The organism is Hoylesella buccalis ATCC 35310 (assembly GCF_000177075.1).
Lineage (GTDB): Bacteria > Bacteroidota > Bacteroidia > Bacteroidales > Bacteroidaceae > Prevotella > Prevotella buccalis.
In genome coordinates, this window is sequence record NZ_ADEG01000039.1 from 179,120 (window position 1) to 201,676 (window position 22,557).

A 22,557-nucleotide genomic window follows, 5' to 3' on the forward strand; every position below is an offset into this window, starting at 1 on the left:
TATGAAATAAGGTCCGACCCATATGATATACCAACTCATCAACTAATAAACTATAAACTAAAAAACTAAAAATTATGGCATACGATATCAGTGAGAAAGCGGAAATATCTCCCAAAGCGAAGATTGGAAACAATTGTAAAATCTACCCATTTGTCTATATCGAAGAAGATGTTGTGATAGGAGACAACTGTGTGATTTATCCCTTTGTCAGCATTTTGAAGGGAACTCGCCTGGGATCTAACAACACCGTGCATCAATGTTCGGTGATGGGAGCCCTTCCGCAGGACTTTGAATTCAAGGGAGAAGACACCGAGTTGATTATCGGAAACAACAACATCATTCGTGAAAATGTCGTCATCAATCGGGCAACCCATGCGGGAGGACAGACCGTCATCGGCCATGACAACTTCTTGATGGAGGGAGCTCACATCTCACATGACACCAAAGTGGGTAATCAATGTGTATTTGGATATGGAACAAAGATTGCCGGTGACTGTGAAATTGGCAACGGCGTGATTTTCAGTTCGAGTGTCATCGAGAATGCGAACACCCGAGTTGGCGACTACGCCATGATACAAGCTGGTACCACGTTCTATAAAGACGTTCCGCCATACATCATTGCCGGCGGTGTGCCAGTAAGCTATGGAGGTCCCAATAAGACGATGTTGGAAACGTATGGCATCACAGAAAAGGTTCAGAGTCACATAGCCAATGCGTATCGCCTGATATTCCATGGCCAAACAAGTGTGTTCGATGCGGTGCTGCAAGTAAAGGAACAAGTTCCCAGCAGTCCTGAAATTGAAAACATCATACGGTTCATTCAGGCTACAAAAGCAGGAATCATCGGTAAACTTTAGTTCGCACCGAACACATTTATATATAGAATAGGATAGGTTGGCACAAAAGCTTTCCTATCCTTTTTTAATGATGTCAACAAAATACTTGTGTACGCTTACGTCCTCATCCAGCTCGGGATGGAAGGCCGTAACCAGCTGATGACCTTGCCGAGCGGCGACAATGTGGCCGTTAACCGTTGCCAATGCCTCGGCCTCGCCATATACTTGATTGATATAAGGGGCACGGATAAAGGTCATGGGGATATCGTTTTCAATGCCTTCGAATGAGGATACGGTACGAAAACTGCCCAACTGTCTGCCATAGGCGTTGCGGCAAACGTCAATATCCATCGTGGAAATGCGTGAAGCTGCTTGCCCATTCTCTTGCTTTGCCAGCAGGATAAGTCCTGCGCAAGTGCCAAATACCGGCAATCCCTCATTGATTTCTCGCTGTATGGGTGTCAGTAAATCGAGGTCATGCAGCAACTTCACCACCGTAGTGCTCTCTCCGCCAGGAATAATCAGACCGTCTTTCGGCTGCTGCCAGTCGTCTTTGTTCCTCACTTCAAACGTGTCTACGCCCAAAGAACGGAGCATTCGTTCGTGTTCGACGAATGCTCCTTGTAATGCCAATATAGCTATTTTCATCTGTTTACTTTCCTCTTTCGGCCATCAGCACTTCAATCTCGTGTTCGTTGATGCCCACCATGGCTTCACCAAGGTCTTCTGACAGCTCGGCCAACCGCTTCGCATCGTTGTAGTTGGTCACAGCTTGTACGATGGCAGCTGCGCGCTTGGCTGGATTGCCCGATTTGAATATGCCCGAACCCACGAACACTCCTTCAGCTCCAAGTTGCATCATCAATGCGGCATCGGCAGGAGTTGCTACGCCACCAGCGGCAAAGTTCACCACTGGCAGCTTGCCGTTTTCGTGTACATACTGCACCAGTTCGTAGGGAACCTGCAATTGTTTGGCGGCCTCGTACAGCTCATCTTCAGCCATAGAGGTAAGTCTTCTGATTTCAGCCTGCATCATGCGCATGTGCGTCACAGCCTGAACCACGTCGCCCGTACCTGGTTCTCCCTTGGTTCTAATCATGGTTGCGCCTTCAGCGATGCGTCTGAGCGCCTCACCAAGGTTCTTTGCACCGCACACAAAAGGTACGTCAAACTTGGTCTTGTCAATGTGATAGACATTGTCTGCGGGCGAGAGTACCTCGCTCTCATCGATGTAATCAATCTCAATGGCCTGCAAAATCTGGGCTTCAACGAAGTGTCCAATGCGGCATTTGGCCATCACTGGTATGCTTACGGCCTTCTGAATGCCCTTGATCATGTGCGGGTCGCTCATGCGCGAAACGCCACCTGCCGCGCGAATGTCGGCCGGTATGCGTTCGAGAGCCATCACCGCACAGGCTCCGGCTTGTTCTGCGATACGTGCTTGCTCGGGTGTTGTAACGTCCATGATGACGCCTCCCTTGAGCATTTGTGCTAAATTACGATTCAGTGTTTGTCTTTCAGTTGTTTTCATTTTATTTGTTTTTGTCGGTAAATACTAGGTGTTGAGTTTCCCATCTTCTTGAAAAACTTCGTGAAATGCGACTGTGAGTTGAACCCCAGCGCATACGCTATCTCTTGAACGGTCTTGCTGGTGGTGTCCAACAAGAACTTGCTTTCGTGAAAAACGTGTTCATCGATGAGGGTCTTCGGCGTTTTCTGCACGATGCGTTTGGTCACCTGTCCCAGGTAACGGGGACTCACGTTCAGCATGTCGGCATAGAACCGCACATCATTGTTGGTGGCATAATGTGTCGATACGGCTTTCATGAACGCGTTGAGCAGCTCGCTTCCCCGTCCTTTCAGTTCGCCCATCTCGCTCATCTGCTGATGAATGTAAGCGTTGCCTCTGCTGATGGCCTCTCTGAAATCATCCGTTTCGCCCAGAAAATAGGCGATGGCCGAGGTCAGGTTGCTGCCCAATCCGTGTGCGTTGGTTTGCCAAAGGGTGGGCGAGGGCTCCACGTGTATGTCGCCATCTTGCTGCCATGCGATGAAATCGTGGTCGTCGCCGCTGTGCAACAGCACGGCCCGGCACCCCATGTTCAACAGCTTTCTCATGCCGTTGACGATGTCGTCGTGGGTCTTGAGCGGACTGTTCAGCAAGTAGGCTGCGTCGTTTTGCTTCAAGATAACCAGCGAGCATAGCGGCAACAGCTTGGTCTTGACGCTGTCAATCATCTCTGGTGGCATCAGCAGGTCGCCCTGGCTTGACGTCACCACCGGGTCGTAGATGAGTTTCAGTGGTTGGCGTTTCGCCAAAATGCTCACCACGTTCTCCAGCGTCTTTACGTTGCGAACCATACCAACTTTCACCACCGAGGGCTTGATGTCATCGACAAGCGCTTCCACCTGTTCTGCCACGATGTCGGCCGGGATGTCGTAAAAGCGCTGGATGCCAAGCGTGTTCTGCATGGTGATTGACGTGATGACCGACACGGCATATCCGCCCAAGGACGTAATGACCTTGATGTCGGCCTGGATTCCGGCGCCCCCAGAACCGTCAGAACCGGTGATTGTCAATATCGTGTTGCGCTGTTTCATGCTATGTCGGCCCCTGATGGCGTGGCACCATGTGCGCCGTTTGTTAGATACAAAGGAAAACAAAAAAAGCGAGTTGTACAAATATTGTTCTCATTATGACAATGAAAAGGTTGTTTTGTGCAAGTCGTAACCCTGCGAGCAAGATGAAATTTTCTTGACAAAGCCTTCTTCATAACTCGCGTATTCGCAGCCTCACGCCCCTTTGCTCACAAATACGGCCAGGATTTCGCATGTTTGTAAGACGCTTGTGTTCAGCGGGTTATCTGTTTTGTCAAGGCTTCTTACTTTCTATAGCTATGCTTTTACTTTCCAATAGCATAGCTTTTGCCCGTCAAACACATTGCTTTAATCGGTCAATGGCATGGCTATTTTCGATAAAAAGTGCATAAAAGTGGAGAAAAAGCATATAGATTGGCCCTAAAAGTGCATGAACACCCTGCCAAAACTCTCGTCACTGCATCTGAATCACCCTGTTCTTTTTCTAGAAGAAGCGTTCGTGAAGTGTTAAAAATCGGTTGGTTTTCTTGACAAAATCAAGTTTTAGAAAATTATAAATCAGCAGGGTTAAATCGTCTTGTCGATAACCAAATTTGCTCATCCGTGCTGTTCTTGGCAAAATGGATCAATGGAAAACATGGGCTGGTAGAGCGGCAATACAGGTCAATGGTAGTCAATAGAAGGGGTGGATCAGAACTTTCAGCAAAGAATGATTGATAGCTTAAATGACAGTTCCGGAAACACGATGAAGACAGTATGGGCATAGCTTGCGTCTACCCCTGTATTCCTCCTTCACAGAAATGGACGTTAATTGTAGTTAAACCGTTGCTATATCGCTGTTTTTTTTGTTCCTTTGCAACAAATTTGGTGTATTATATCCGTATCGGAATGGGAAAAAAACGAAATAGAACCAGTAGTCATCGTGGGCTACAGGCCGTTACTCTTTGTATTAGCACAGCCTTGGTGCTTATTTTATTGGGATTGGTTGTGTTTTCAACGCTCACCGGCAGGAATCTTTCTTCGTATGTCAAGGAGAATTTGGTGGTGCAGCTGATTTTGGAAAATGACATGACAAATCCTGAAGCTCAGAAGATTTGTGCCGACATCAAGAAGCGACCTTATATCAAACGCTTGGATTATATTAGTAAAGAGCAGGCCCTCAAGGAGATTACGGCGGCCATGGGAAGTGACCCTTCCGAGTTTACCGATGGTGAGAACCCATGTCCTGCCTCCATCGAGGTGACACTCAGGTCGAATTATGCCAATAATGATTCGTTGAAATGGATTACCGACGAATTGAAGAAATATCCCAAAGTCAATCAGATTAATTATCAGAAAGAGCTGATAGACAGCGTCAACCGCAACCTGGCTAAGACGGGTTTGGTGATGTTGGTGTTAGCCATTTTGCTGACTATCGTATCATTCTCGCTGATTAACAATACCGTTCGGCTGGACATCTACGCACGGCGATTCTCCATACACACCATGAAACTCGTGGGTGCCTCATGGAGCTTCATCCGCCGACCGTTTGTCAACCGTGCGATATGGATAGGTTTGATAGCCGGCTTGATAGCTAATACCGTGCTGGCTGCATGTATCTATGGTTTGTATATCTCTGAACCTGACATCTTGAGCGTTGTGACATGGCGTGACATGGCCGTTACAGCGGCCGTGGTGTTCTTGTTCGGCATCATCATTACGGCCATCTGCGCACATATTTCCGTGAACAAGTTTTTGCGGATGAAGGCTGGTGAATTGTATAACATCTAAATAAATAAACTCGCAATCATATCGTCATGCACAGGATATGCGATATTCTGACGCATGGCAAAATCAATCAATAAGATGGATAGAAGAAACTTCGCATTCGACAAGGTCAACTTCATATTGTTGGCTGTCGGTATGATGATTGTCATCATTGGCTTCCTCCTGATGAGTGGAGGAGGCTCTACAGAAACGACATACAATCCGGACATCTTCAGCGTTCGCCGCATCAAGGTGGCTCCGGTGGTATGTTTCATTGGCTTTGTGTCAATGATTTATGCCATTGTTCGTAGGCCCAAGGATCAGCATATTGAAGAATAAATGAGCATTATAGAAACCATCATTCTTGCAATCGTTGAGGGGTTGACAGAATTTTTGCCCGTGTCTTCAACGGGACACATGATTATCACGCGCGACTTGTTGGGCATGGAGGCCAACGATCCGTTTATCAATGCCTTCATTGTCATCATTCAGTTTGGTGCCATCCTGTCGGTTGTGACGCTCTACTGGAAGCGATTCTTCCGGCTCGACCACACACCTGCACCGGCAGAAAGTACGCCAGTCAGGGCTTTCTTGCACAAATGGGACTTTTACTGGAAGCTGTTAGTAGCCTTCATACCAGCCGCTGTCATCGGATTGCTGGCTAACCATCTGATTGAAAAGATGTTGGGAAGCGTCGTGGTGGTTGCGGTGATGTTGGTGATTGGTGGTGTTTTCATGTTGTTTTGCGACCGCCTGTTCAATCATGGAAGCGAATCAACGCCGCTGACAGAGAAGAGAGCTTTGCGGGTAGGACTGTTCCAATGCATTGCCATGATACCAGGTGTCTCGCGATCGATGGCCACCATCGTGGGTGGAATGGCGCAAGGACTGACGCGCAAACGTGCGGCCGAGTTCTCGTTCTTTTTGGCTGTGCCCACCATGTTCGCCGCTACCTGTCTTGATGTGTTTAAGTTAATCAAGAATGGAGGTGTGGAAGCCTTGTCCGCACATGTGCCCACTTTGCTGCTGGGCAGTGGTGTTGCCTTCGTCGTAGCGTTGCTGGCCATGAAATGGTTTGTGGCTTTCCTCACCAAATATGGCTTCAAAGCCTTTGGCGTATATCGCATCATTGTCGGCGGTGCCATCTTGATTTGGCTGATGATGGGACATCAGTTGGCGATGGTGGATTAGCTGACAAGTTGACGAGTTAACCAGTTGACGAGCAGATAGTTCATACATCATGAGTACATCACTCGTAAACAAACAAAAAACAACTCACAAACTCAAATACTTGTAAACTCATCAACTTATTAACTCCCAAACTCATCAACTTAAAAACTCATTAACTCATAAACTCAAAGCAACCACACCGTGAACTTTTATACAGGAGAAATATTTGCCATTGACAAGCCTTATGGCATGACCAGCTTTGGTGCTTTGGCCCATGTGCGGTATGTCATATCTCGCAAGCTGGGCATCAAACGAATAAAAATAGGTCATGCCGGCACGTTGGATCCATTAGCCACGGGGGTGTTGGTGTTGTGTACAGGGAAAGCAACCAAGCAAATTGAGCAGTTGCAGGCACACGATAAGGAATATACTTGCACGCTCCAGTTGGGGGCAACCACTGCGAGTTACGATAAAGAACACGAGGTTAATCAGACATTCCCAACCGAACACATCACACGCGAGCGTATTGATGAGGCACTGAAACAGTTTGTTGGCGACATTCAACAAACCCCACCAACCTTCAGTGCGTGCAAGGTAGACGGCGAACGGTCATACAATTTGCGTCGCGCAGGCGAGGAAGTGGTGCTCAAACCGAAAAGCGTCAGAATTGACGAGATAGAGGTGATGGATTTTGACCCAACGACCATGCTGCTCCAGTTGCGTGTCGTTTGTGGTAAAGGAACGTATATCAGAGCCCTGGCTCGTGACCTGGGACGCGCTTTGGACAGTGGGGCATACCTCACAGCACTGCGCCGGACCCGAGTGGGGGCTATCAAAGTAGAAAACAGTATTAACTTCGACCACTTCAAGGAGTGGTTGGATCAACAAGAAATAGACGAAAAACACCAATAAATGAAACTATCACAATTCAAATTCAATTTACCGGAAGAGCTTGTTGCTCTGTATCCTCATAGTGTTTACCATGAGATAGTGGATGACAAAGGAGAAAAGCATCTCTCCCGAATGACGCGTCGTGACGAATCTCGATTGATGGTCTTGCATCGTAAGTCACAGACTATTGATATGTTCCAGAAGAACAAAAAGGGCAAACCTGTAGAGGGGCAGTATTTGGAGTTCCGTCATGTACTCGACTATTTTGATGAAGGTGACACGTTCATCTTCAATGATACAAAAGTATTTCCTGCCCGCTTGTATGGAACAAAGGAAAAAACGGATGCTAAGATAGAGGTCTTTCTCTTACGCGAGCTCAATCGTGAAATGCGCCTGTGGGACGTGTTGGTAGAGCCTGCACGTAAGATACGCATTGGTAACAAGTTGTTCTTTGATGAAAGCGGAACCATGGTTGCTGAGGTAATCGATAACACCACGAGCCGTGGGCGAACGCTTCGTTTTCTTTATGACTGTCCTCATGAGGAGTTCAAGCGAGAACTTTTTGCGCTCGGTGAGGCACCCTTGCCTCGTTATATCCTCAACCAGCGTGAGGTTCCGCATGCCGATGCGCACGACATGGAAGATTTCCAAACCATCTTCGCCAAGAATGAAGGAGCCGTAACTGCCGCCGCTACTGGTCTGCATGTCAGCCGGGAGATGATGAAACGGATGGAGATCAAGGGCATTCACTTTGCTTATATCACCCTGCATTGTGGCCTCAGTGCGTTCAATAACATTGAGGTGGAAGACCTGACGAAGCATAAGATGGACTCTGAGCCGATGAAGATAGATGCTCAGGCCTGCAAGATTGTCAACAAAGCAAAGCAAGAAGGGCATCGTGTTTGTGCCGTTGGGACAAGCGTTGTCAAGGCAACTGAAACGGCTGTCGGTACAGATGGCTTGCTGAAAGAGTATGATGGCTGGACCAGCAAGTTCATCTTCCCACCATACGACTTTGGCCTGGCTGATACGATGATTGCCAATTTCTATCACAGTATGTCGCCTTTGCTCATGGAAACAGCTGCGTTTGGTGGATATGAGCTGGTGATGGAAGCCTACAACCTGGCCGTGAAGCATGGTTATAAGTTTGGGTGTTACGGCGATTCACTCTTGATTTTGGACGATTGATAGCTGTTATAGGCGCGCAAAATGACTAAAGAGCATATCGTTTACCTCGCACTTGGTGCCAATCTGGGTGACAGGCGGCGAGCCATTCGCCAAGCTATTGTAAGAATAGCAGAACAGATTGGTCCCGTAGAACGCCAATCTTCGCTCTACGAAACACAGCCATGGGGATTCTCATCGCCCCATGCTTTCATCAATGCTTGCATCTGTTGTCGCACCACCATGAGTCCGATTCAGGTATTAAGAGCAACCCAGAGAATCGAGAAAGAGATGGGGCGAGTAGAGAAGACACACGATGAAGTTTACCAAGACCGCTGCATTGACATCGACATCTTGTTGTTTGACCATCTCAACATCCAAACACCCGAACTCACGATTCCACATCCATTGATGCATGAGCGCGAGTTTGTGATGGTTCCTTTGCGTGAGATACTCAAAGAAGGAGAATAAACAAAAGTAGGAGAAAACAAAAGTTGTTTCCTCCTACTCCATTCCTTAAGCTAAATAGCACGTTACGTTTTATCGACGCAAGCCAAGAGCCTTGATGATAGCACGATAACGCTCAATGTCATTATCATACAGATAATCGAGCAAAGAACGACGCTTACCTACCAATTTGGTCAATGAACGTGCAGTGTTATGATCTTTACGGTGCTTCTTAAGGTGCTCCGTCAAGTGGGAAATACGGTATGAGAACAATGCTATCTGGCTCTCAGCAGAACCAGTATCAGAGTTAGACTTTCCGTACTGTCCAAAGATCTCTTCTTTTTTTGCTTTGTCTAAATACATAGAACTTTGTTGTTAAAAAATAAAAATGTTGTGCAATAATGCGGTTGCAAAGGTAATGCTTTTAATGTACATTTCATCATTGCTCTTTCATATTTTGTCAGCTTTGAGTCGTTTTTTAACATTTAATAAGTTCTTTTCTCTCGTTTTCTGTCCATCGATGTCTATTAAGGTATAAAAAAATTAGTTGATAGTTTATAATTACGAATAGTGCATTGCAAATTATAAATTAAAAGCATTACCTTTGCAGTCGTAAAAGTTTAAGGTAACAGAAAATGCAAGACATTAGAAATATTGCCATCATTGCACACGTAGACCACGGAAAAACCACGTTGGTAGACAAGATGATGTTGGCAGGAAAATTGTTCCGTGACGGACAGGATAACAGTGGACAGGTATTGGATGCTAATGATTTGGAGCGCGAACGTGGCATCACCATTCTTTCTAAAAACGTTTCTATCAATTGGAAAGGAGTCAAAATCAACATCATAGACACTCCGGGTCACTCCGATTTTGGTGGTGAGGTAGAGCGCGTGCTCAATATGGCGGATGGTTGTATTTTGCTCGTTGACGCGTTCGAAGGTCCCATGCCGCAAACTCGTTTCGTGTTGCAAAAAGCCTTGGAGATAGGCTTAAAACCCATCGTTGTGGTGAACAAGGTGGACAAACCCAACTGTAGACCCGAGGAAGTGTACGAGATGGTGTTCGATTTGATGTTCTCATTGAACGCCACCGAAGACCAGTTGGACTTCCCTGTTGTGTATGGTTCGGCCAAAAACGGATGGATGTCAGAGGATTGGAAGAAACCAACGGACAATATAGAATATTTACTTGACAAGATTGTAGAGGTGATACCGGCGCCCAAGCAGTTGGAGGGTACTCCGCAAATGCTGATTACCAGTCTCGACTACTCCAACTACACAGGACGTATTGCCGTTGGAAGGGTACATCGAGGCGTACTTGCCAGTGGCATGAATGTAACCATTAGCCACCGCGATGGCAGTCAGGAAAAGACCAAGATCAAAGAACTTCATACTTTTGAAGGCATGGGTCACGCCAAGACCGACCAAGTGGGTAGCGGTGATATCTGTGCTGTCATTGGTCTGGATCGTTTCGAAATAGGCGACACTATCTGTGACTATGAGAATCCAGAGCCATTACCTCCCATCGCCATTGATGAGCCTACGATGAGCATGCTGTTCACCATTAACGATTCACCTTTATTTGGTAAGGAGGGAAAGTATGTTACTTCGCGCCACATCAACGACCGTTTGGAAAAAGAGTTGGAGAAAAATCTGGCTCTCCGTGTGCGTCCTTTCGAGGATGCAACCGATAAGTGGATTGTCAGTGGACGTGGCGTTCTCCACCTCAGTGTGTTGGTTGAAACGATGCGCCGCGAGGGATATGAGTTGCAGGTGGGGCAGCCGCAGGTGATTTTCAAAGAGATAAACGGCGAAAAATATGAGCCAATTGAGGAACTCACCATCAATGTTCCCGAAGAATTTTCCAGCAAAATGATTGACATGGTAACTCGTCGAAAGGGCGAAATGACCTCCATGGAGAGCCAAGGCGACCGTACGAACATCGAGTTCGACATTCCATCGCGTGGTATCATGGGACTTCGTACCAATGTGCTGACAGCCTCTCAGGGTGAAGCCATCATGGCGCACCGTTTCAAAGAGTATCAGCCATATAAGGGAGAAATCACAAGACGAGTGAACGGCAGCATGATTGCCATGGAGACGGGTACGGCATATGCTTATTCCATTGATAAACTTCAAGACCGTGGTAAGTTCTTCATCGATCCAGGAGAGGAAGTTTATGCTGGTGAAGTGGTAGGCGAACATGTTCACGACAACGACTTGGTAATCAATGTAACCAAGGCCAAGCAGCTTACTAACGTGCGTGCCAGCGGTTCGGATGATAAGGCACGAGTGATTCCCAAGGTGGTGATGAGCTTGGAAGAGTGTTTGGAGTATATCAAAGCCGACGAACTGTTGGAAGTTACTCCCAAGAGCATGCGCATGCGAAAGATAACGCTCGACCATACTGAACGCAAGCGCTTGAATAAAGATTGATTGTTCATGTAGCCTTATAAACAAAAAAATCCTTGTCCCATGGGGCAAGGATTTTTTGTTCACACTCGGCAGTCCAACCCGTTGTCAGGCTGCGGTGTTTCTTATCTGAATCGAGAGTTTTTCCCTCAGTTCCATTCGTATGTTATCCAACCTATTTGAGGAGGCTTTTCAAAGTCATTGCTTTTGGGTGTCAAACTCAATCACTTTGGATGGCAAACTCAATGCTTTTGGATGCTAAACTCATTGCTTTTGCCATCCCATCTTCATGCTTATTGAAAAGAATGTCGCATTATCGCTGTCCGATCCAATAAGAGGAGGTAAATAAACATCTATCTCCCTCGCAGTTTTAACGTGGGTTCTATAAATATTTTTTCAACACGTTAATCCACACTTCATATCCCTTTTCTGTTAGATGCAAGCCATCGTATGTTAGTTCTTGGCGCATGATATCTGTGCCTGGCTCAGTAAATAGCGGGAAGAGATTGATGTAAGTAACGTGGTTTTGCTTTGCCCATGCCTCTAATCTCGCATTGATTTCGGGTATTTGTTCAGTCTTACCCACCAGTCGCTTCCATCTGCCTGTTGATTCGCGGATAGGAAGCATACTCTGTAGATAGAGCTTGGTTTGTGGCGATTCGCGTCGGATGCGTTCCGTCAGTCGTATAATCATGTTGGCAATGCTGTCGGTGCTAAGGTCGTGGCTCACATCGTTTACCCCAACCATCAAGAATATCTTGGCAGGATGTGCGGGCAAAATGGTGTGCAACCGGTCGTAAATGCCTGTGGCTACATCGCCACTGATGCCGCGGTTGATGACCTTTTTGTTACCCAACTTAGCTGCCCAATCTTTGCCACCTTCCGTAATGCTGTTTCCCAACATCACGATGTTGTTTTTCTGTATGGCAGGTTCGCCTTCGAATTGCAGCATGCGTTGGTAGTAATGCTCATGGTACAAAGGTTCCTCATTGGTGATGCTTGCTGCAACAGCGTTAGCCACCAAGGCCCGCAAACGTACGGTGTTGCCCTTGTCATGCGGATGGACGCAGTTGGTAAGCAGGATGATGGAAAGGTCGTTTACCGGGTCTATCACGATAGAGGTACCCGTATATCCCGTATGTCCGTAGGTCTCGTTGCTCAACAGATCGCCTTTGTTCGAGGCGTATGGCGACGACACGTCCCATCCTAAGCTGCGTCCAAAGTCTTTCAGGCTTGATGGAATGGTGCGCATGGCATGGATGGTGTTGGGTGACAGGATGCGTTTGCCGTTCCACGAACCGCCGTTTTGCAGCATGGCACAAAGCACAGCCAGGTCGGAAGCTGTAGAAAACAAGCCCGCATTGCCCGATATCCCCGCGTTCATGACGCGTGCCAAAGGGTCGTGAACCTGCCCTTTGAGCACTTGTCCGTTGGCTTGTTGCTCGGTAGGGGCGAGGGGATAAGCGGCAGCATCGTTTCTTTTGCCCCATCGTGGCTCATCGGTGTTCGTCCAATTTCCCTTTTTATCTTGTGCGCAGGGTATGAAATCAGTGTGGTTCATACCTAAAGGAATGAAAATGTTTTCAGCACAAAAGGTTCTTAACGATTGATGGGTAATGTGTTCAATAATGCGTTGCAAGGTGATATAGTTTAGACAACTATACCGCATGTCCGTTCCTGGTTTGTATTGTCGCTGGCATTGGTCGATGTAACGTGCCAACACTTGTTGCTTGTCAGCACCGCGCTCGCTGCTCAATTGTTTGACGGGCGCGTAGGGTGGCAGGCCTGATGTATGCGTCAGCAGATTGCTGATGCGTATGGTCGTGGTGTCATTTTGTTTGCTGTTCCAACTTTGAAAGTGGGGCAGATACATCTTGACAGCATCCCCAGTGCGCAACAATCCCCGCTCAATGAGGAGCATGGTAGCCATCGTTGTAGCCACTGGTTTGGTACACGAGGCCAGGTCAAAAACCGTGTTCGTGGTCATGGGTTCCACCGTCGGAATGAGCTGGCGGTTGCCGTAGGCTTTGAGATAGGCCATTTTGCCATGTCTAACCACCGCTAACACAGCTCCGGGAATTTGCTTCTCACGGATGGCTTGGTTGATAACGCTGTCAGCATTTTGCAGACGCAGCCTGTTCATGCCTACTTGTTCGGGGTAGACTACCGGGATATCGTTGGCCCTGATGGAGGAAAGCATCCCCACCATCAAGAGCAACAGAAAGCTCATTCGTTTCATCGTTGATATGTTTTTAAGTTAAGGGTGGTCATCATTCGTCTTTCGTGGGTAGTTTTGTTTCTTGCAACACCTTTTCTACCGAGCCGTGAAGCAGCAGCAGACTTTTGGCTTTGCCATAGTCTAACCCCAGCAAGTCGACCAGCATGCGCGTGCCACGGTCTACAAGTTTTTGGTTGGTCAGCTGCATGTTGACCATCTTGTTGCCCTTCACGCGTCCTAATTGTATCATGACAGCGGTACTAATCATGTTGAGAATCATCTTTTGTCCCGTACCCGATTTCATGCGCGAGCTACCGGTGACATACTCCGGTCCTACAATCATTTCGATGGCGATGTCCGACTCGGCTGCCATTGGCGAATCCGGATTGCTGGTGATGCAGGCTGTCAGAATACCATGTTCGCGTGCGTCGCGCAGTGCGCCCACAACGTATGGCGTCGTACCCGATGCGGCAATACCAATCACGGTATCATTGCTGTTGATGTTATGCTCTGCCAGTTCGTTCCAACCATGTTCCTCATCGTCTTCTGCCGCTTCAACCGCATTGCGCAAAGCCGTGTCGCCACCAGCAATCAGTCCGATGACTAATGTTTTTGAAACGCCGAAGGTAGGCGGTAGTTCAGAAGCATCCAACACGCCTAAACGGCCACTGGTTCCAGCTCCCATGTAGAAAATGCGTCCGCCTTGTTTCATCCTTGGTACAATCAGCTTCACCAACTTGGCGATTTGTGGAATGGTTTTTTGTACGGCCAACGCCACCTTTTGATCTTCGGTGTTGATGTCTTGTAAAAGTTCTTCTACCGACTTATGTTCCAAGTCGTTGTACAGCGAAGCTTCTTCGGTTATCTTCTTAAAGCTCATGACGTATCCTCCTGTTTTTATAATGTGTGGTATTTGAGCAGTCCCTCCATGGGGGCTTTGCTGATGGTTCCTATCTTTACGCCCAATGCCTGTGCGGCTTCGGTTAGTTCCGATTGATAGACAAGGGCGATGGTGCCAATGCAATTCATGGGATACTCATGGTAATCGTATTGCATGACGTTGCGGCGGATAAAATCAGAGAAAGCGTTTACCAGCAGCGCGTGCACGGCTTTGTGTGTTTTATGCTGCTCCAAGAATACGTTTAGGCTGGCTAAATAACGACTTGGAAATGGTTTGCGGTAAACATTTTCAATAATGTCGGCCATGTTGGTGTTGAACTGTGCGAAAAATTCCGCTTTGAGTTGATCATCCAACTGGTTTTTTAAAAGGTCGCTCACCAATCGTTTACCTAAGTTGGCGCCACTCCCTTCGTCGCCAAGGATAAAGCCAAGGGCAGGCACTTGCCACGCTATTTGCTTGCCATCGTAAAAACATGAGTTCGACCCAGTGCCCAAGATGCAGGCAATGCCGGGCTCTTTCCCGCACAAAGCGCGTGCCGCAGCCAAGAGGTCTGAGTTTACTTCAACCTTTTGGTCTACCGTGAGCACCTGTCGTAGGGCATTTTCAACTACCGAAACCTTTTCGGGTATGCAGCCAGCTCCATAGAAGAAGATGTTGGAAAAATGTTTGGTGGGCAGGTGAGGCAGAAGGTTTTCTGTGATTTCAGCTACCATTTCGTCGGTTGATTGAAAGACAGGATTCATCCCTTTTGTGGTGATGACCTTTCCCAATTGATTGTCTTCAACGACCGCCCAATCTGTTTTTGTCGAGCCACTGTCGGCTATCAAATATATGTTTTGTTTCATGTCGTGCAGTAATTTTATAATTTAATGAATATACGTTTCTTGTAGAGAATGTAGCCAAGACCCCAAAGTATCGTGATGATGAGCAGGGCATGGGCCAGCGACCCAAAGTTTTGTCCCAGCAAAGGTGAAAAAACATCACGGTAAAGAAAACCCGTGATTGAGGTTGGCTCATCGCCGAATGGGAACTGGAACGAGCCAAACAAGATGGCAATCACACCACTCATCACATATAAGAAAAGTGGATTCATGCCAAATACTTCAAAAAAGCGGCACCAACGCTTATATCCTTTTACGTCGATGAGCCATATTAACAGGGCTAAAAGCGTTGAGGCCAATCCACAACTTGTCAGTACAAAGGTGGGTGACCATATCTTTTTGTTGAGCGGACATCCATAAGCAAGCAACAAACCGCTGAAGGTGAGGATGGTTCCAGCAATGAACAGCGGAACGATGTTGTGCAAAATAAGGCCTGTCTTGGGATCGTTCTGCGTGGTGGCAGTGACGGTTTTTTGTTTACTAAAAGCCAGTTTTCCAATCAAAAAGCCAATGAGGGTGTGGGCAATGGCTGGAAATGTACTTAACAATCCTTCGGGATCGATGCCATTGTCGTGGTACATGTGCGCATCGGTAAGAACGGCTCGGTCGACAATGGACAGGATATTTGTTTCATCATACGCAAAACCGTTGCCGCAAAACAATAAGATGGTATAGCCTATCAACAAGGTGATGACGATGCTGAGCAAGTAACGATGACGCACGGTGATGGCCAACAGGGCTGTGATGCCATAACAAATGGCTAACCGTGCCAACACGCCTGACAACCGAATGGTGTCGAACGACCATACGGTATGCCATATTTGCTGACCTAAAGTGGCATCTTCTAATGGGAAAGCCCAACGATAGCAGAAGCGTGAAAACCACCCAACGAATATGCCTACGAGGTAGAGTAGCAGCGTGCGGCGTATAATTTTGTAAACCGTTTGGCGGTTGCACGCAAACTGATACTTCTGCATGGAAATGAAAATACACATTCCCATGACAAACATGAAGAAAGGAAACACCAAGTCAGTGGGTGTCATTCCGTTCCATTCAGCATGCTCGAGGGGGGCGAAGATGTGTGCCCAGCTGCCTGGATTGTTCACGAGTATCATGCCAGCGATGGTGATGCCTCGTAGGATGTCGATGGCTAAGATGCGTTTACTCTGTGGTTTTTGTGTAACATTCATTGCGCAATATGATTTTAACGATATAGATAATATTTCTTTGACAGTTGTTTAAAAGCCTTCACGTCCTTGTTCCAATAAGGTGCAATATCCTCCCAGCGGTTGCGTTTCATGAAGCGTTCGCGTATTTGTTTAGAGCCACAAACTTTGTCGAACATGGAGAAACGGGCCTGATTGGCATGCTCCATCACTGAGTGTTCGGGATATAAACGAGCTATTTCTTGCATAAATACAAATTGAATGGGGGTGAGTTGAACTATCTTATAGTTCGTGATATGTATCTGAACGCCTTGCAGTTGCTCGCCTTTCCCTACGCTATAAAACGGACTAAGATGAATGGGACGGAACGTAACGCCCGGTAATCGATGGGCATTCATGGCCTTGGCAAGTTCTTCGGCCTTAATCCAAGGGGCAGCAAACAACTGGAATGGAAGGGTGTAACCAACACCAATAGAGAGATAACCAAACTCACCAACAATGCCGGTTGTTGGATAATACCAGGCAGTAATGGCTTGTGGAATGTGTGGAGACGATGCTATCCACGGCAAGTTTGTGTCTTCGTACGTCATTTTTCGTTTCCAACGTTTCATCTTGATGACCGTTAGTTTGCATTGAACGCCATGCTTCAACATACGCTCGCCATTGAGCATCTGCGCCAATTCGCCACAAGTAAGTCCGTAGATATAGGGAATGCGAAACTGACTGACAAACGACATGCAATCATCTTCCACCAAATTGCCTTCAATGTGCAGACCGCCAAGTGGGTTGGGGCGGTCGAGAACGATGAATTCGATGCCGTTTTCGGCGGCCGCTTCCATGGCCAACCCCATGGTGCTGATAAAGGTAAACGAGCGTGCCCCAATGTCTTGAATGTCGTACACCAAGGCATCGATGCCACGAAGCATCTCTTTGGTGGGCTTTCGTGTCTTGCCATAGAGGGAGAAGATGGGCAAACCTGTTTTCTCATCTTTTTGGTCTTGCACCTTGGCACCTGCATAGATGTCGCCTCGCACACCATGTTCTGGTCCATAGAGCGCTACCAGTTTGACACCAGGTGCATCGTGCAAGATGTCGATGGTCGACTTCAAATAGCGGTTAACACCCGTTGGATTGGTGATAAGACCAATGCGCTTGCCTTGCAACTGTTTGAAATTTTGACGTTCTAACACGTCAATACCAGTTAATACTTGTTTGTTTCTTGCCGGTAAAACGGTGGCAATGAGACAAAGCATGAAGGCAAGTAAAAATAGTTTTTTGAAAGAATTATTTAACATTTTCAGGATCTTTACGTCCATAATGAGGGTCAACTTTGATAATTAATGTAACCATGACGGTTGCCAAGCAGCAGGCAATGACCAACCAGAAGAAGTGTTCGTAACCCAACCACTCTTGCAGATAACCGGCAAACATGCCAGGAATCATCATGCTCAGTGCCATGAATGCCGTGCAAATGGCATAGTGGGCGGTCTTAAATTCGCCTTCAGAGAAATACATCATGTACAACATGTAGGCAGTGAAACCAAATCCATAGCCAAATTGTTCGACGGCCACGCAAGCACTGATGATAATAATGTTGTGAGGAAGGAACATACTAAGGTACACAAAGGTAAAGCAGGGAAGCGTCATGCAGGCAGCCATTGGCCAAAACGACTTCTTGAGTCCCCAGTTGGAAGCCGCAATACCACCGATGATGCCACCAATGGTCAGTGCAATAACACCAATGGTTCCATAGACCAACCCCACCTCTTGGGTGCTCATAGCCAATCCTCCGTCAGCACTGTTATCTACTAAAAAAGGCACAGCCATCTTGAGTAAGAAGGCTTCGGGCAAACGATACAGCAACATGAAAGCAATGGCAATCCACAGTCCGGGCTTCTTGAAATAGGTTGCAAAGGTACGTCCGAACTCTGAAACGATGTCTTTAGCATGCACACCTGTGGCACCTACTTTTCCTTTGTCCTGTTGGGGATAAGGAATAAAGAAGGTGTGATAAATGGTAATGATGGTGAACAAAACGCTTGTAATGCCCAAGGTAATCATCCACGACAACGGAATGTTGCCCGTGTGCAGCTCTAAATATCCAGCAACGAACACCAAAACGCCTTGTCCGAAGATAGAGGCAAAGCGATAGAATGTACTCCTGATGCCGACGAAGAACGATTGCTGCGAAGGATTGAGAGCCAACATATAGAATCCGTCAGCCGCGATGTCGTGGGTTGCAGATGCAAACGCTGTGATGATAAACAGCACTAACGTAAGTGTAAACATGCTGACTGGTGTGTTGCCCGAAGCGATGATGTCGGGTGAAGGATGTGGCAGAGTAAACGTCAGCAAAATGAAAGCCAAACTCATGAGGGCTTGCATCATCACAATCCACCAACGTTTGGTGCGCAGAATGTCGACAAACGGACTCCACAGGGGTTTGATGACCCACGGCAGATACAACAAACTGGTAAACATGGCCATGTCACCATTGGGTACACCCATCTTGGTAAACATAATGACCGATATGTTGTTAACGATAAAATAGGGGATGCCCTCGGCAAAATAGAGCGTGGGTATCCATGCCCAAGGACTGATGTTAGATGTTATATGTTTCATTCTTTTTCTCTGTTTTAATACAGCTTCTATGTACGGAGTAAAACATTGGGTTTTCAATCTCATTGAGTTTGTGCCTTAATCTCATTGAGTTTGAGCCTTAATCTCATTGAGTTTGCACCTTAATCTCATTGAGTTTGTAACGCATAGATTCTATCATTCTATAACTACTTGATATTCAGTATAAAATTAGCTGTTCTTATTCTGTTTTTTGTTTGTTAAGAACCATACGAGCTTGTAACTCCCAAGTGCGGATTCGGTCTTTATAGATGTTGTTGGCGTTTACTTGCTCTATGTTCAAGGCCGCATCCGAATTGCCGCCCCAACGACGGCACAGATAAAGCACATCGTAGATACGTCCTATCTGATAATGGCGCGAAATATTCAGTCCCATGGCGTAGTCTTCACCATAACTTGTGTTGGGGAATCCAATTTCTCGTGCAATAGGGGTGTAGAAAGCACGAGGAGCACCTAGCCCATTGATACGCAGTGCGTTGTTTCTTCCATTTTCAGGCGTCCACTCTCTGTGGTCAATCACCCCTGGAGGGAGCGTGTTCAGGTCGAAATCGGTCATGCGATAAGTGCCAATCACCATGGCGCATTGTTGCTGGTAAAAGGCGTCTACGATGGTTTGTAGGGTGTGTTCGTCTGAATACAAATCGTCGCTGTCCAACTGAACGGCGAACTTTCCGCAGTTGGCATGATGCAAACCATAGTTCCAGCAGCCACCAATACCGAGGTCGGTGCGTTGGGGAACGAGGTGAATGACACGCTCATCACCCTTGTGTTGGTCAATGATTTCGGAAGTGCCATCATCCGAATGATTGTCAATCACGATGAGATTAAACTTGAAGTTGGTTTGTTGGTGCAAGACAGATTGTATGGCAGCCTCGATGGTGCCAACCCTATTCTTGACAGGAATGATGACCGATGCCTCATATTCGAATGGGATAAGGTTGAAATCTACCTCTTTGAACACAGGCTCGAGATAGCCTCCAACAGCTTTCAGATGCTCGGTACACGCCCTTTCCATTTCTTTTTGGCGTTCTTGGTTGCGTGGATCAACATAGTCGAACTGCTTTTCACCACTCTTTCGGTTGTCCTCTTCAATCTCTGTATACAGGTATTCGTTGACGTGTACCAACTGGTGGTGCCTACTCAGACAAAGGCGTAGAGCATACAGTGCGGCGTGCTGATAGTGGTTTTTGAGGTTGAGAACACCAGTTTTGAATGCGGCAGTATTGAAAAACAACAGCGAACCGAAGTTAAAGTCATCGCGTAAAGACCCCAATTGATAATCAATAACAGGCGAATTGATACGCTTTTGAGCTTTAATCTGATAGTGATCAGCATACAAGAGCGCAGCCTGGGTGTCTTCGGCAAGCTGTATCAATCGTTGTAATGCTCTGTAATGCAGGCTCAAGGGTGTGTCCTTGGTAAGCAAAAGGATATATGGGGCGGTAGCCTCTTTGGCTATTTGCTGCAAGGTATTGGATTGGTACAAGCTCTCTTTGAGCGCATGAATATTGATAAGAGATGTAAAATCTTCAAACGCAGCACACAGTTGCTGGTATTGCTCCTCGTTGATGAAAGGTAAAAAACAATCTATCTTCTTCATTATTTCATTTTATTAGATGTGATGAGTATTATCGATATTGTAGTAAGCATAGTTCTCCACTGGCAGCTGTCACCAACAGTTGTCGGCGCCCAACAGGTACTACGGTGTTGATGAGTGAGTTGCCTATTTTGTGTTTCCATCTGATTTCTCCTGTTTTCGCCTGTAAAGCGAATATCAAACCATCTTTGGTGCTACCTAAAACCACATCGCCCTGTTCGGCCATCATGGAGGTAGCGTGTTCGTAACCAAACTGTAAATTGGCTCTCCATAGTTGTTTGGGTTGTTCAGAGGTGGCGCTGTAGCACACCACACTGTCTTGCATTGTCTTGGCATAGATGCGCGTTTGGTCTGCTGATAGGCCAATCGTTTCTCGTACTTTCGACTGATAGGTGCGCCAGATGGTTGCACCCGTTGTTAAATCGATGGCCGTGAGGGCTCGTTCGGGATCTACAATAAAAACGCGGTTCTGCGTGGCAACAGGCCAAACAGCTGCTGGTGAGAAGTGCATTCGAGTGAGATTGCCCGTCCATCGCCAGTTCTCATGACCGTTCTTTTGATTCAGCGAGTAAAGTGTGTTGTCCCATGCACCGAAGATAACTTGATCGTTTGTAACCAAAGGCTTTGTTTCTACATATCCTTTTACGTTGTTATAGGTCCACACTACTTTTCCGTTTTGAATGTCAATGGCACGGAAAATGTGGTCACTGCTACCGATATATGCGATGCCTTGCTGTATGGTAACGGCTCCCAACACAGGTGCTTCGGCCTGAACGCGCCATTTTAAACTGCCGTTTTTGGCATCAATGCCGTAGATGTACTGGTCGGCTGAGCCAAAAACAACAATCCCATTTTCAACCGCAGGCGTTCCCACAATACGGTTTCCCGACTGGTATGCCCACAGTTTTTTACCCGTTTTCAAGTTGTATGCCGTTAGTATGCCAGCATCGTCGCCCACAAAAACTCTGTTTCCCTCAACGACAGGCGAACTATAGATGGCGGTACCCGTCTGTACGCACCATTTTCTTTTAACGTTTGGGTAGGTCTTGTTGACTGAGAAGTCAGGATACCTGTCGGCTTTCTGGTCGTGGTTGAACAGCTGTTGGGTTAAAGAGTAGGCGCATATTAGCTGTTTCTTTTCTCCAATTCGTTGCTGGTAAACGATGATAGAGTCTGGAGAAACTTCATAAATGCCATATCCTGGCAGTGCGTCTTTATCGCGAAGATTGGATCGGATAAGTACGCCAGGAATTCCATCGTAAGTGGACTGTTTGTTTCTGTGATAATGGCCACCAACGAAAAGACGTATGTTATAAGGCTTTATAGCATCGGTCAGCTCATACCAGTTGTCTACATCGCCTTCTAAAATAGGGTAGTGGGTAACCAATATCACCGGTTGTTTCTTGTCCTTGATGGTTGATTGAATCCACGATATATCTTGCGGTTTCACATGACCGAATGCCATGCGCATGAAAGGACCTGTATTGAAACCTATGAACTGAATGCCTTTATGGAAAAATGAGAAGCGTTCGCCACCGAATATCTTGGCAAACATGGTGCATCCTGATTCGCTCCACTTGGTTTCATGATTGCCCATCACGGTATAATAAGGATAGCGTAAAAGGTCTAAACACTGCTTCACTTTGTGTAGCGTTGCATTGTCGCCCTCCTCGGTAAGGTCGCCCGTAACGAGAACAAAGTCAAGACTGTCCGTTGCATTAATCTGAGCAATGGATCGAAGTAGGTCTTCGGTTGGATTGGGATTGTTTTCACTGAGGTGAATATCTGTCAGTTGAGCAAAGCGGAAAGTTCCTATTTGTGCTTGTACCTGTACACAGAAGGCAAGTGCTAATATACTGTATATAAAGGTTTGTATTCTCTTCATAATCAT

Annotated in this window: 20 protein-coding genes; 8 read left to right on the plus strand and 12 right to left on the minus strand. The window is 46.8% G+C overall.

What is annotated here, in order from left to right; all coding sequences use genetic code 11:
- Positions 1-74: 74 nt before the first annotated feature.
- Positions 75-857 carry an acyl-ACP--UDP-N-acetylglucosamine O-acyltransferase gene (gene lpxA, locus HMPREF0650_RS04005; protein ID WP_004348530.1) on the plus strand — a complete coding sequence of 261 codons (783 nt, stop codon included), beginning with the start codon at positions 75-77 and terminating at the stop codon, positions 855-857.
- Positions 858-911: 54 nt separating this feature from the next.
- Here lpxA and pdxT read toward each other — a convergent pair whose 3' ends face one another.
- The 3 genes from pdxT to HMPREF0650_RS04020 are packed head-to-tail and all read right to left on the minus strand — an operon-like array spanning position 912 to position 3,437.
- A complete protein-coding gene (pdxT, locus tag HMPREF0650_RS04010; protein ID WP_004348531.1) occupies positions 912-1,484 on the minus strand; it encodes a pyridoxal 5'-phosphate synthase glutaminase subunit PdxT in 573 nt (190 codons plus the stop codon).
- Between the two features lie 4 nt (positions 1,485-1,488).
- Complete coding sequence (gene pdxS, locus HMPREF0650_RS04015; protein WP_004348534.1) at positions 1,489-2,367, minus strand: pyridoxal 5'-phosphate synthase lyase subunit PdxS; 879 nt, start codon at positions 2,365-2,367, stop codon at positions 1,489-1,491.
- On the minus strand, positions 2,364-3,437 hold the full coding sequence (locus HMPREF0650_RS04020; RefSeq protein WP_004348536.1) for a hydroxymethylpyrimidine/phosphomethylpyrimidine kinase: 1,074 nt from the start codon (positions 3,435-3,437) through the stop codon (positions 2,364-2,366). The genes pdxS and HMPREF0650_RS04020 overlap by 4 nt, the downstream gene beginning before the upstream one ends.
- A gap of 885 nt (positions 3,438-4,322) precedes the next feature.
- On the opposite strand from HMPREF0650_RS04020, the gene HMPREF0650_RS04025 reads away from it, so the two are divergent.
- From HMPREF0650_RS04025 to folK, 6 genes are all read left to right on the plus strand, one after another.
- On the plus strand, positions 4,323-5,204 hold the full coding sequence (locus HMPREF0650_RS04025) for a cell division protein FtsX (protein ID WP_040562359.1): 882 nt from the start codon (positions 4,323-4,325) through the stop codon (positions 5,202-5,204).
- A gap of 75 nt (positions 5,205-5,279) precedes the next feature.
- Positions 5,280-5,519, plus strand: coding sequence for a DUF3098 domain-containing protein (locus HMPREF0650_RS04030; protein WP_004348541.1), 240 nt, complete (start codon positions 5,280-5,282; stop codon positions 5,517-5,519).
- A complete protein-coding gene (locus HMPREF0650_RS04035; RefSeq protein WP_004348542.1) occupies positions 5,520-6,371 on the plus strand; it encodes an undecaprenyl-diphosphate phosphatase in 852 nt (283 codons plus the stop codon).
- 180 nt (positions 6,372-6,551) lie between these two features.
- Complete coding sequence (truB, locus tag HMPREF0650_RS04040; RefSeq protein ID WP_004348543.1) at positions 6,552-7,262, plus strand: tRNA pseudouridine(55) synthase TruB; 711 nt, start codon at positions 6,552-6,554, stop codon at positions 7,260-7,262.
- Positions 7,263-8,429, plus strand: coding sequence for a tRNA preQ1(34) S-adenosylmethionine ribosyltransferase-isomerase QueA (gene queA, locus HMPREF0650_RS04045; RefSeq protein ID WP_004348544.1), 1,167 nt, complete (start codon positions 7,263-7,265; stop codon positions 8,427-8,429). It abuts the gene before it with no gap.
- A gap of 21 nt (positions 8,430-8,450) precedes the next feature.
- Positions 8,451-8,876 (plus strand): 2-amino-4-hydroxy-6-hydroxymethyldihydropteridine diphosphokinase, encoded by a 426-nt coding sequence (gene folK / locus HMPREF0650_RS04050; RefSeq protein ID WP_004348545.1) that lies wholly within the window; start codon positions 8,451-8,453, stop codon positions 8,874-8,876.
- 69 nt (positions 8,877-8,945) lie between these two features.
- Here folK and rpsO read toward each other — a convergent pair whose 3' ends face one another.
- Positions 8,946-9,215, minus strand: coding sequence for a 30S ribosomal protein S15 (gene rpsO, locus HMPREF0650_RS04055; protein WP_004348548.1), 270 nt, complete (start codon positions 9,213-9,215; stop codon positions 8,946-8,948).
- A gap of 272 nt (positions 9,216-9,487) precedes the next feature.
- Between rpsO and typA the strand changes: the two genes are divergently transcribed.
- Positions 9,488-11,290, plus strand: coding sequence for a translational GTPase TypA (gene typA, locus HMPREF0650_RS04060; protein WP_004348549.1), 1,803 nt, complete (start codon positions 9,488-9,490; stop codon positions 11,288-11,290).
- 358 nt (positions 11,291-11,648) lie between these two features.
- Here the strand turns inward: typA and HMPREF0650_RS04065 are convergent, their stop codons facing one another.
- The 8 genes from HMPREF0650_RS04065 to HMPREF0650_RS04100 all read right to left on the minus strand — a co-directional run bounded on the left by HMPREF0650_RS04065 (position 11,649) and on the right by HMPREF0650_RS04100 (position 22,551).
- Entirely contained in the window at positions 11,649-13,505 is a 1,857-nt protein-coding gene (locus tag HMPREF0650_RS04065) for a serine hydrolase (RefSeq protein WP_004348550.1), read from the minus strand.
- A 31-nt stretch (positions 13,506-13,536) separates the two neighbouring features.
- Positions 13,537-14,364 (minus strand): N-acetylmuramic acid 6-phosphate etherase, encoded by an 828-nt coding sequence (gene murQ / locus HMPREF0650_RS04070; RefSeq protein ID WP_004348551.1) that lies wholly within the window; start codon positions 14,362-14,364, stop codon positions 13,537-13,539.
- A 17-nt stretch (positions 14,365-14,381) separates the two neighbouring features.
- Complete coding sequence (locus tag HMPREF0650_RS04075; RefSeq protein ID WP_004348552.1) at positions 14,382-15,230, minus strand: hypothetical protein; 849 nt, start codon at positions 15,228-15,230, stop codon at positions 14,382-14,384.
- Positions 15,231-15,244: 14 nt separating this feature from the next.
- Entirely contained in the window at positions 15,245-16,456 is a 1,212-nt protein-coding gene (locus HMPREF0650_RS04080; RefSeq protein WP_004348554.1) for an acyltransferase family protein, read from the minus strand.
- Positions 16,457-16,470: 14 nt separating this feature from the next.
- Positions 16,471-17,685, minus strand: a complete 1,215-nt coding sequence (locus HMPREF0650_RS04085; RefSeq protein WP_155813569.1) for an exo-beta-N-acetylmuramidase NamZ family protein — start codon at positions 17,683-17,685, stop codon at positions 16,471-16,473.
- A gap of 31 nt (positions 17,686-17,716) precedes the next feature.
- On the minus strand, positions 17,717-19,054 hold the full coding sequence (locus tag HMPREF0650_RS04090; RefSeq protein ID WP_004348556.1) for an MFS transporter: 1,338 nt from the start codon (positions 19,052-19,054) through the stop codon (positions 17,717-17,719).
- A gap of 196 nt (positions 19,055-19,250) precedes the next feature.
- Complete coding sequence (locus HMPREF0650_RS04095; RefSeq protein ID WP_004348557.1) at positions 19,251-20,669, minus strand: glycosyltransferase family 2 protein; 1,419 nt, start codon at positions 20,667-20,669, stop codon at positions 19,251-19,253.
- Between the two features lie 28 nt (positions 20,670-20,697).
- Positions 20,698-22,551, minus strand: coding sequence for an outer membrane protein assembly factor BamB family protein (locus HMPREF0650_RS04100; RefSeq protein WP_040562388.1), 1,854 nt, complete (start codon positions 22,549-22,551; stop codon positions 20,698-20,700).
- Positions 22,552-22,557: the final 6 nt, after the last annotated feature.

Excerpts from the sequence above, each read along its gene's own strand:
- HMPREF0650_RS04020 (WP_004348536.1), bottom strand. The coding sequence starts at position 3,437 with ATGAAACAGCGCAACACGATATTGACAATCACCGGTTCTGACGGTTCT.
- HMPREF0650_RS04025 (WP_040562359.1), top strand. The coding sequence starts at position 4,323 with ATGGGAAAAAAACGAAATAGAACCAGTAGTCATCGTGGGCTACAGGCC.
- folK (WP_004348545.1), top strand. The coding sequence starts at position 8,451 with ATGACTAAAGAGCATATCGTTTACCTCGCACTTGGTGCCAATCTGGGT.
- HMPREF0650_RS04085 (WP_155813569.1), bottom strand. The coding sequence starts at position 17,685 with ATGCTTTGTCTCATTGCCACCGTTTTACCGGCAAGAAACAAACAAGTA.
- HMPREF0650_RS04095 (WP_004348557.1), bottom strand. The coding sequence starts at position 20,669 with ATGAAGAAGATAGATTGTTTTTTACCTTTCATCAACGAGGAGCAATAC.
- typA (WP_004348549.1), top strand. The coding sequence starts at position 9,488 with ATGCAAGACATTAGAAATATTGCCATCATTGCACACGTAGACCACGGA.
- pdxS (WP_004348534.1), bottom strand. The coding sequence starts at position 2,367 with ATGAAAACAACTGAAAGACAAACACTGAATCGTAATTTAGCACAAATG.
- HMPREF0650_RS04035 (WP_004348542.1), top strand. The coding sequence starts at position 5,520 with ATGAGCATTATAGAAACCATCATTCTTGCAATCGTTGAGGGGTTGACA.
- HMPREF0650_RS04090 (WP_004348556.1), bottom strand. The coding sequence starts at position 19,054 with ATGAAACATATAACATCTAACATCAGTCCTTGGGCATGGATACCCACG.
- HMPREF0650_RS04065 (WP_004348550.1), bottom strand. The coding sequence starts at position 13,505 with ATGAAACGAATGAGCTTTCTGTTGCTCTTGATGGTGGGGATGCTTTCC.
- murQ (WP_004348551.1), bottom strand. The coding sequence starts at position 14,364 with ATGAGCTTTAAGAAGATAACCGAAGAAGCTTCGCTGTACAACGACTTG.
- HMPREF0650_RS04080 (WP_004348554.1), bottom strand. The coding sequence starts at position 16,456 with ATGAATGTTACACAAAAACCACAGAGTAAACGCATCTTAGCCATCGAC.
- HMPREF0650_RS04075 (WP_004348552.1), bottom strand. The coding sequence starts at position 15,230 with ATGAAACAAAACATATATTTGATAGCCGACAGTGGCTCGACAAAAACA.
- rpsO (WP_004348548.1), bottom strand. The coding sequence starts at position 9,215 with ATGTATTTAGACAAAGCAAAAAAAGAAGAGATCTTTGGACAGTACGGA.
- HMPREF0650_RS04030 (WP_004348541.1), top strand. The coding sequence starts at position 5,280 with ATGGATAGAAGAAACTTCGCATTCGACAAGGTCAACTTCATATTGTTG.
- HMPREF0650_RS04100 (WP_040562388.1), bottom strand. The coding sequence starts at position 22,551 with ATGAAGAGAATACAAACCTTTATATACAGTATATTAGCACTTGCCTTC.
- queA (WP_004348544.1), top strand. The coding sequence starts at position 7,263 with ATGAAACTATCACAATTCAAATTCAATTTACCGGAAGAGCTTGTTGCT.
- lpxA (WP_004348530.1), top strand. The coding sequence starts at position 75 with ATGGCATACGATATCAGTGAGAAAGCGGAAATATCTCCCAAAGCGAAG.
- pdxT (WP_004348531.1), bottom strand. The coding sequence starts at position 1,484 with ATGAAAATAGCTATATTGGCATTACAAGGAGCATTCGTCGAACACGAA.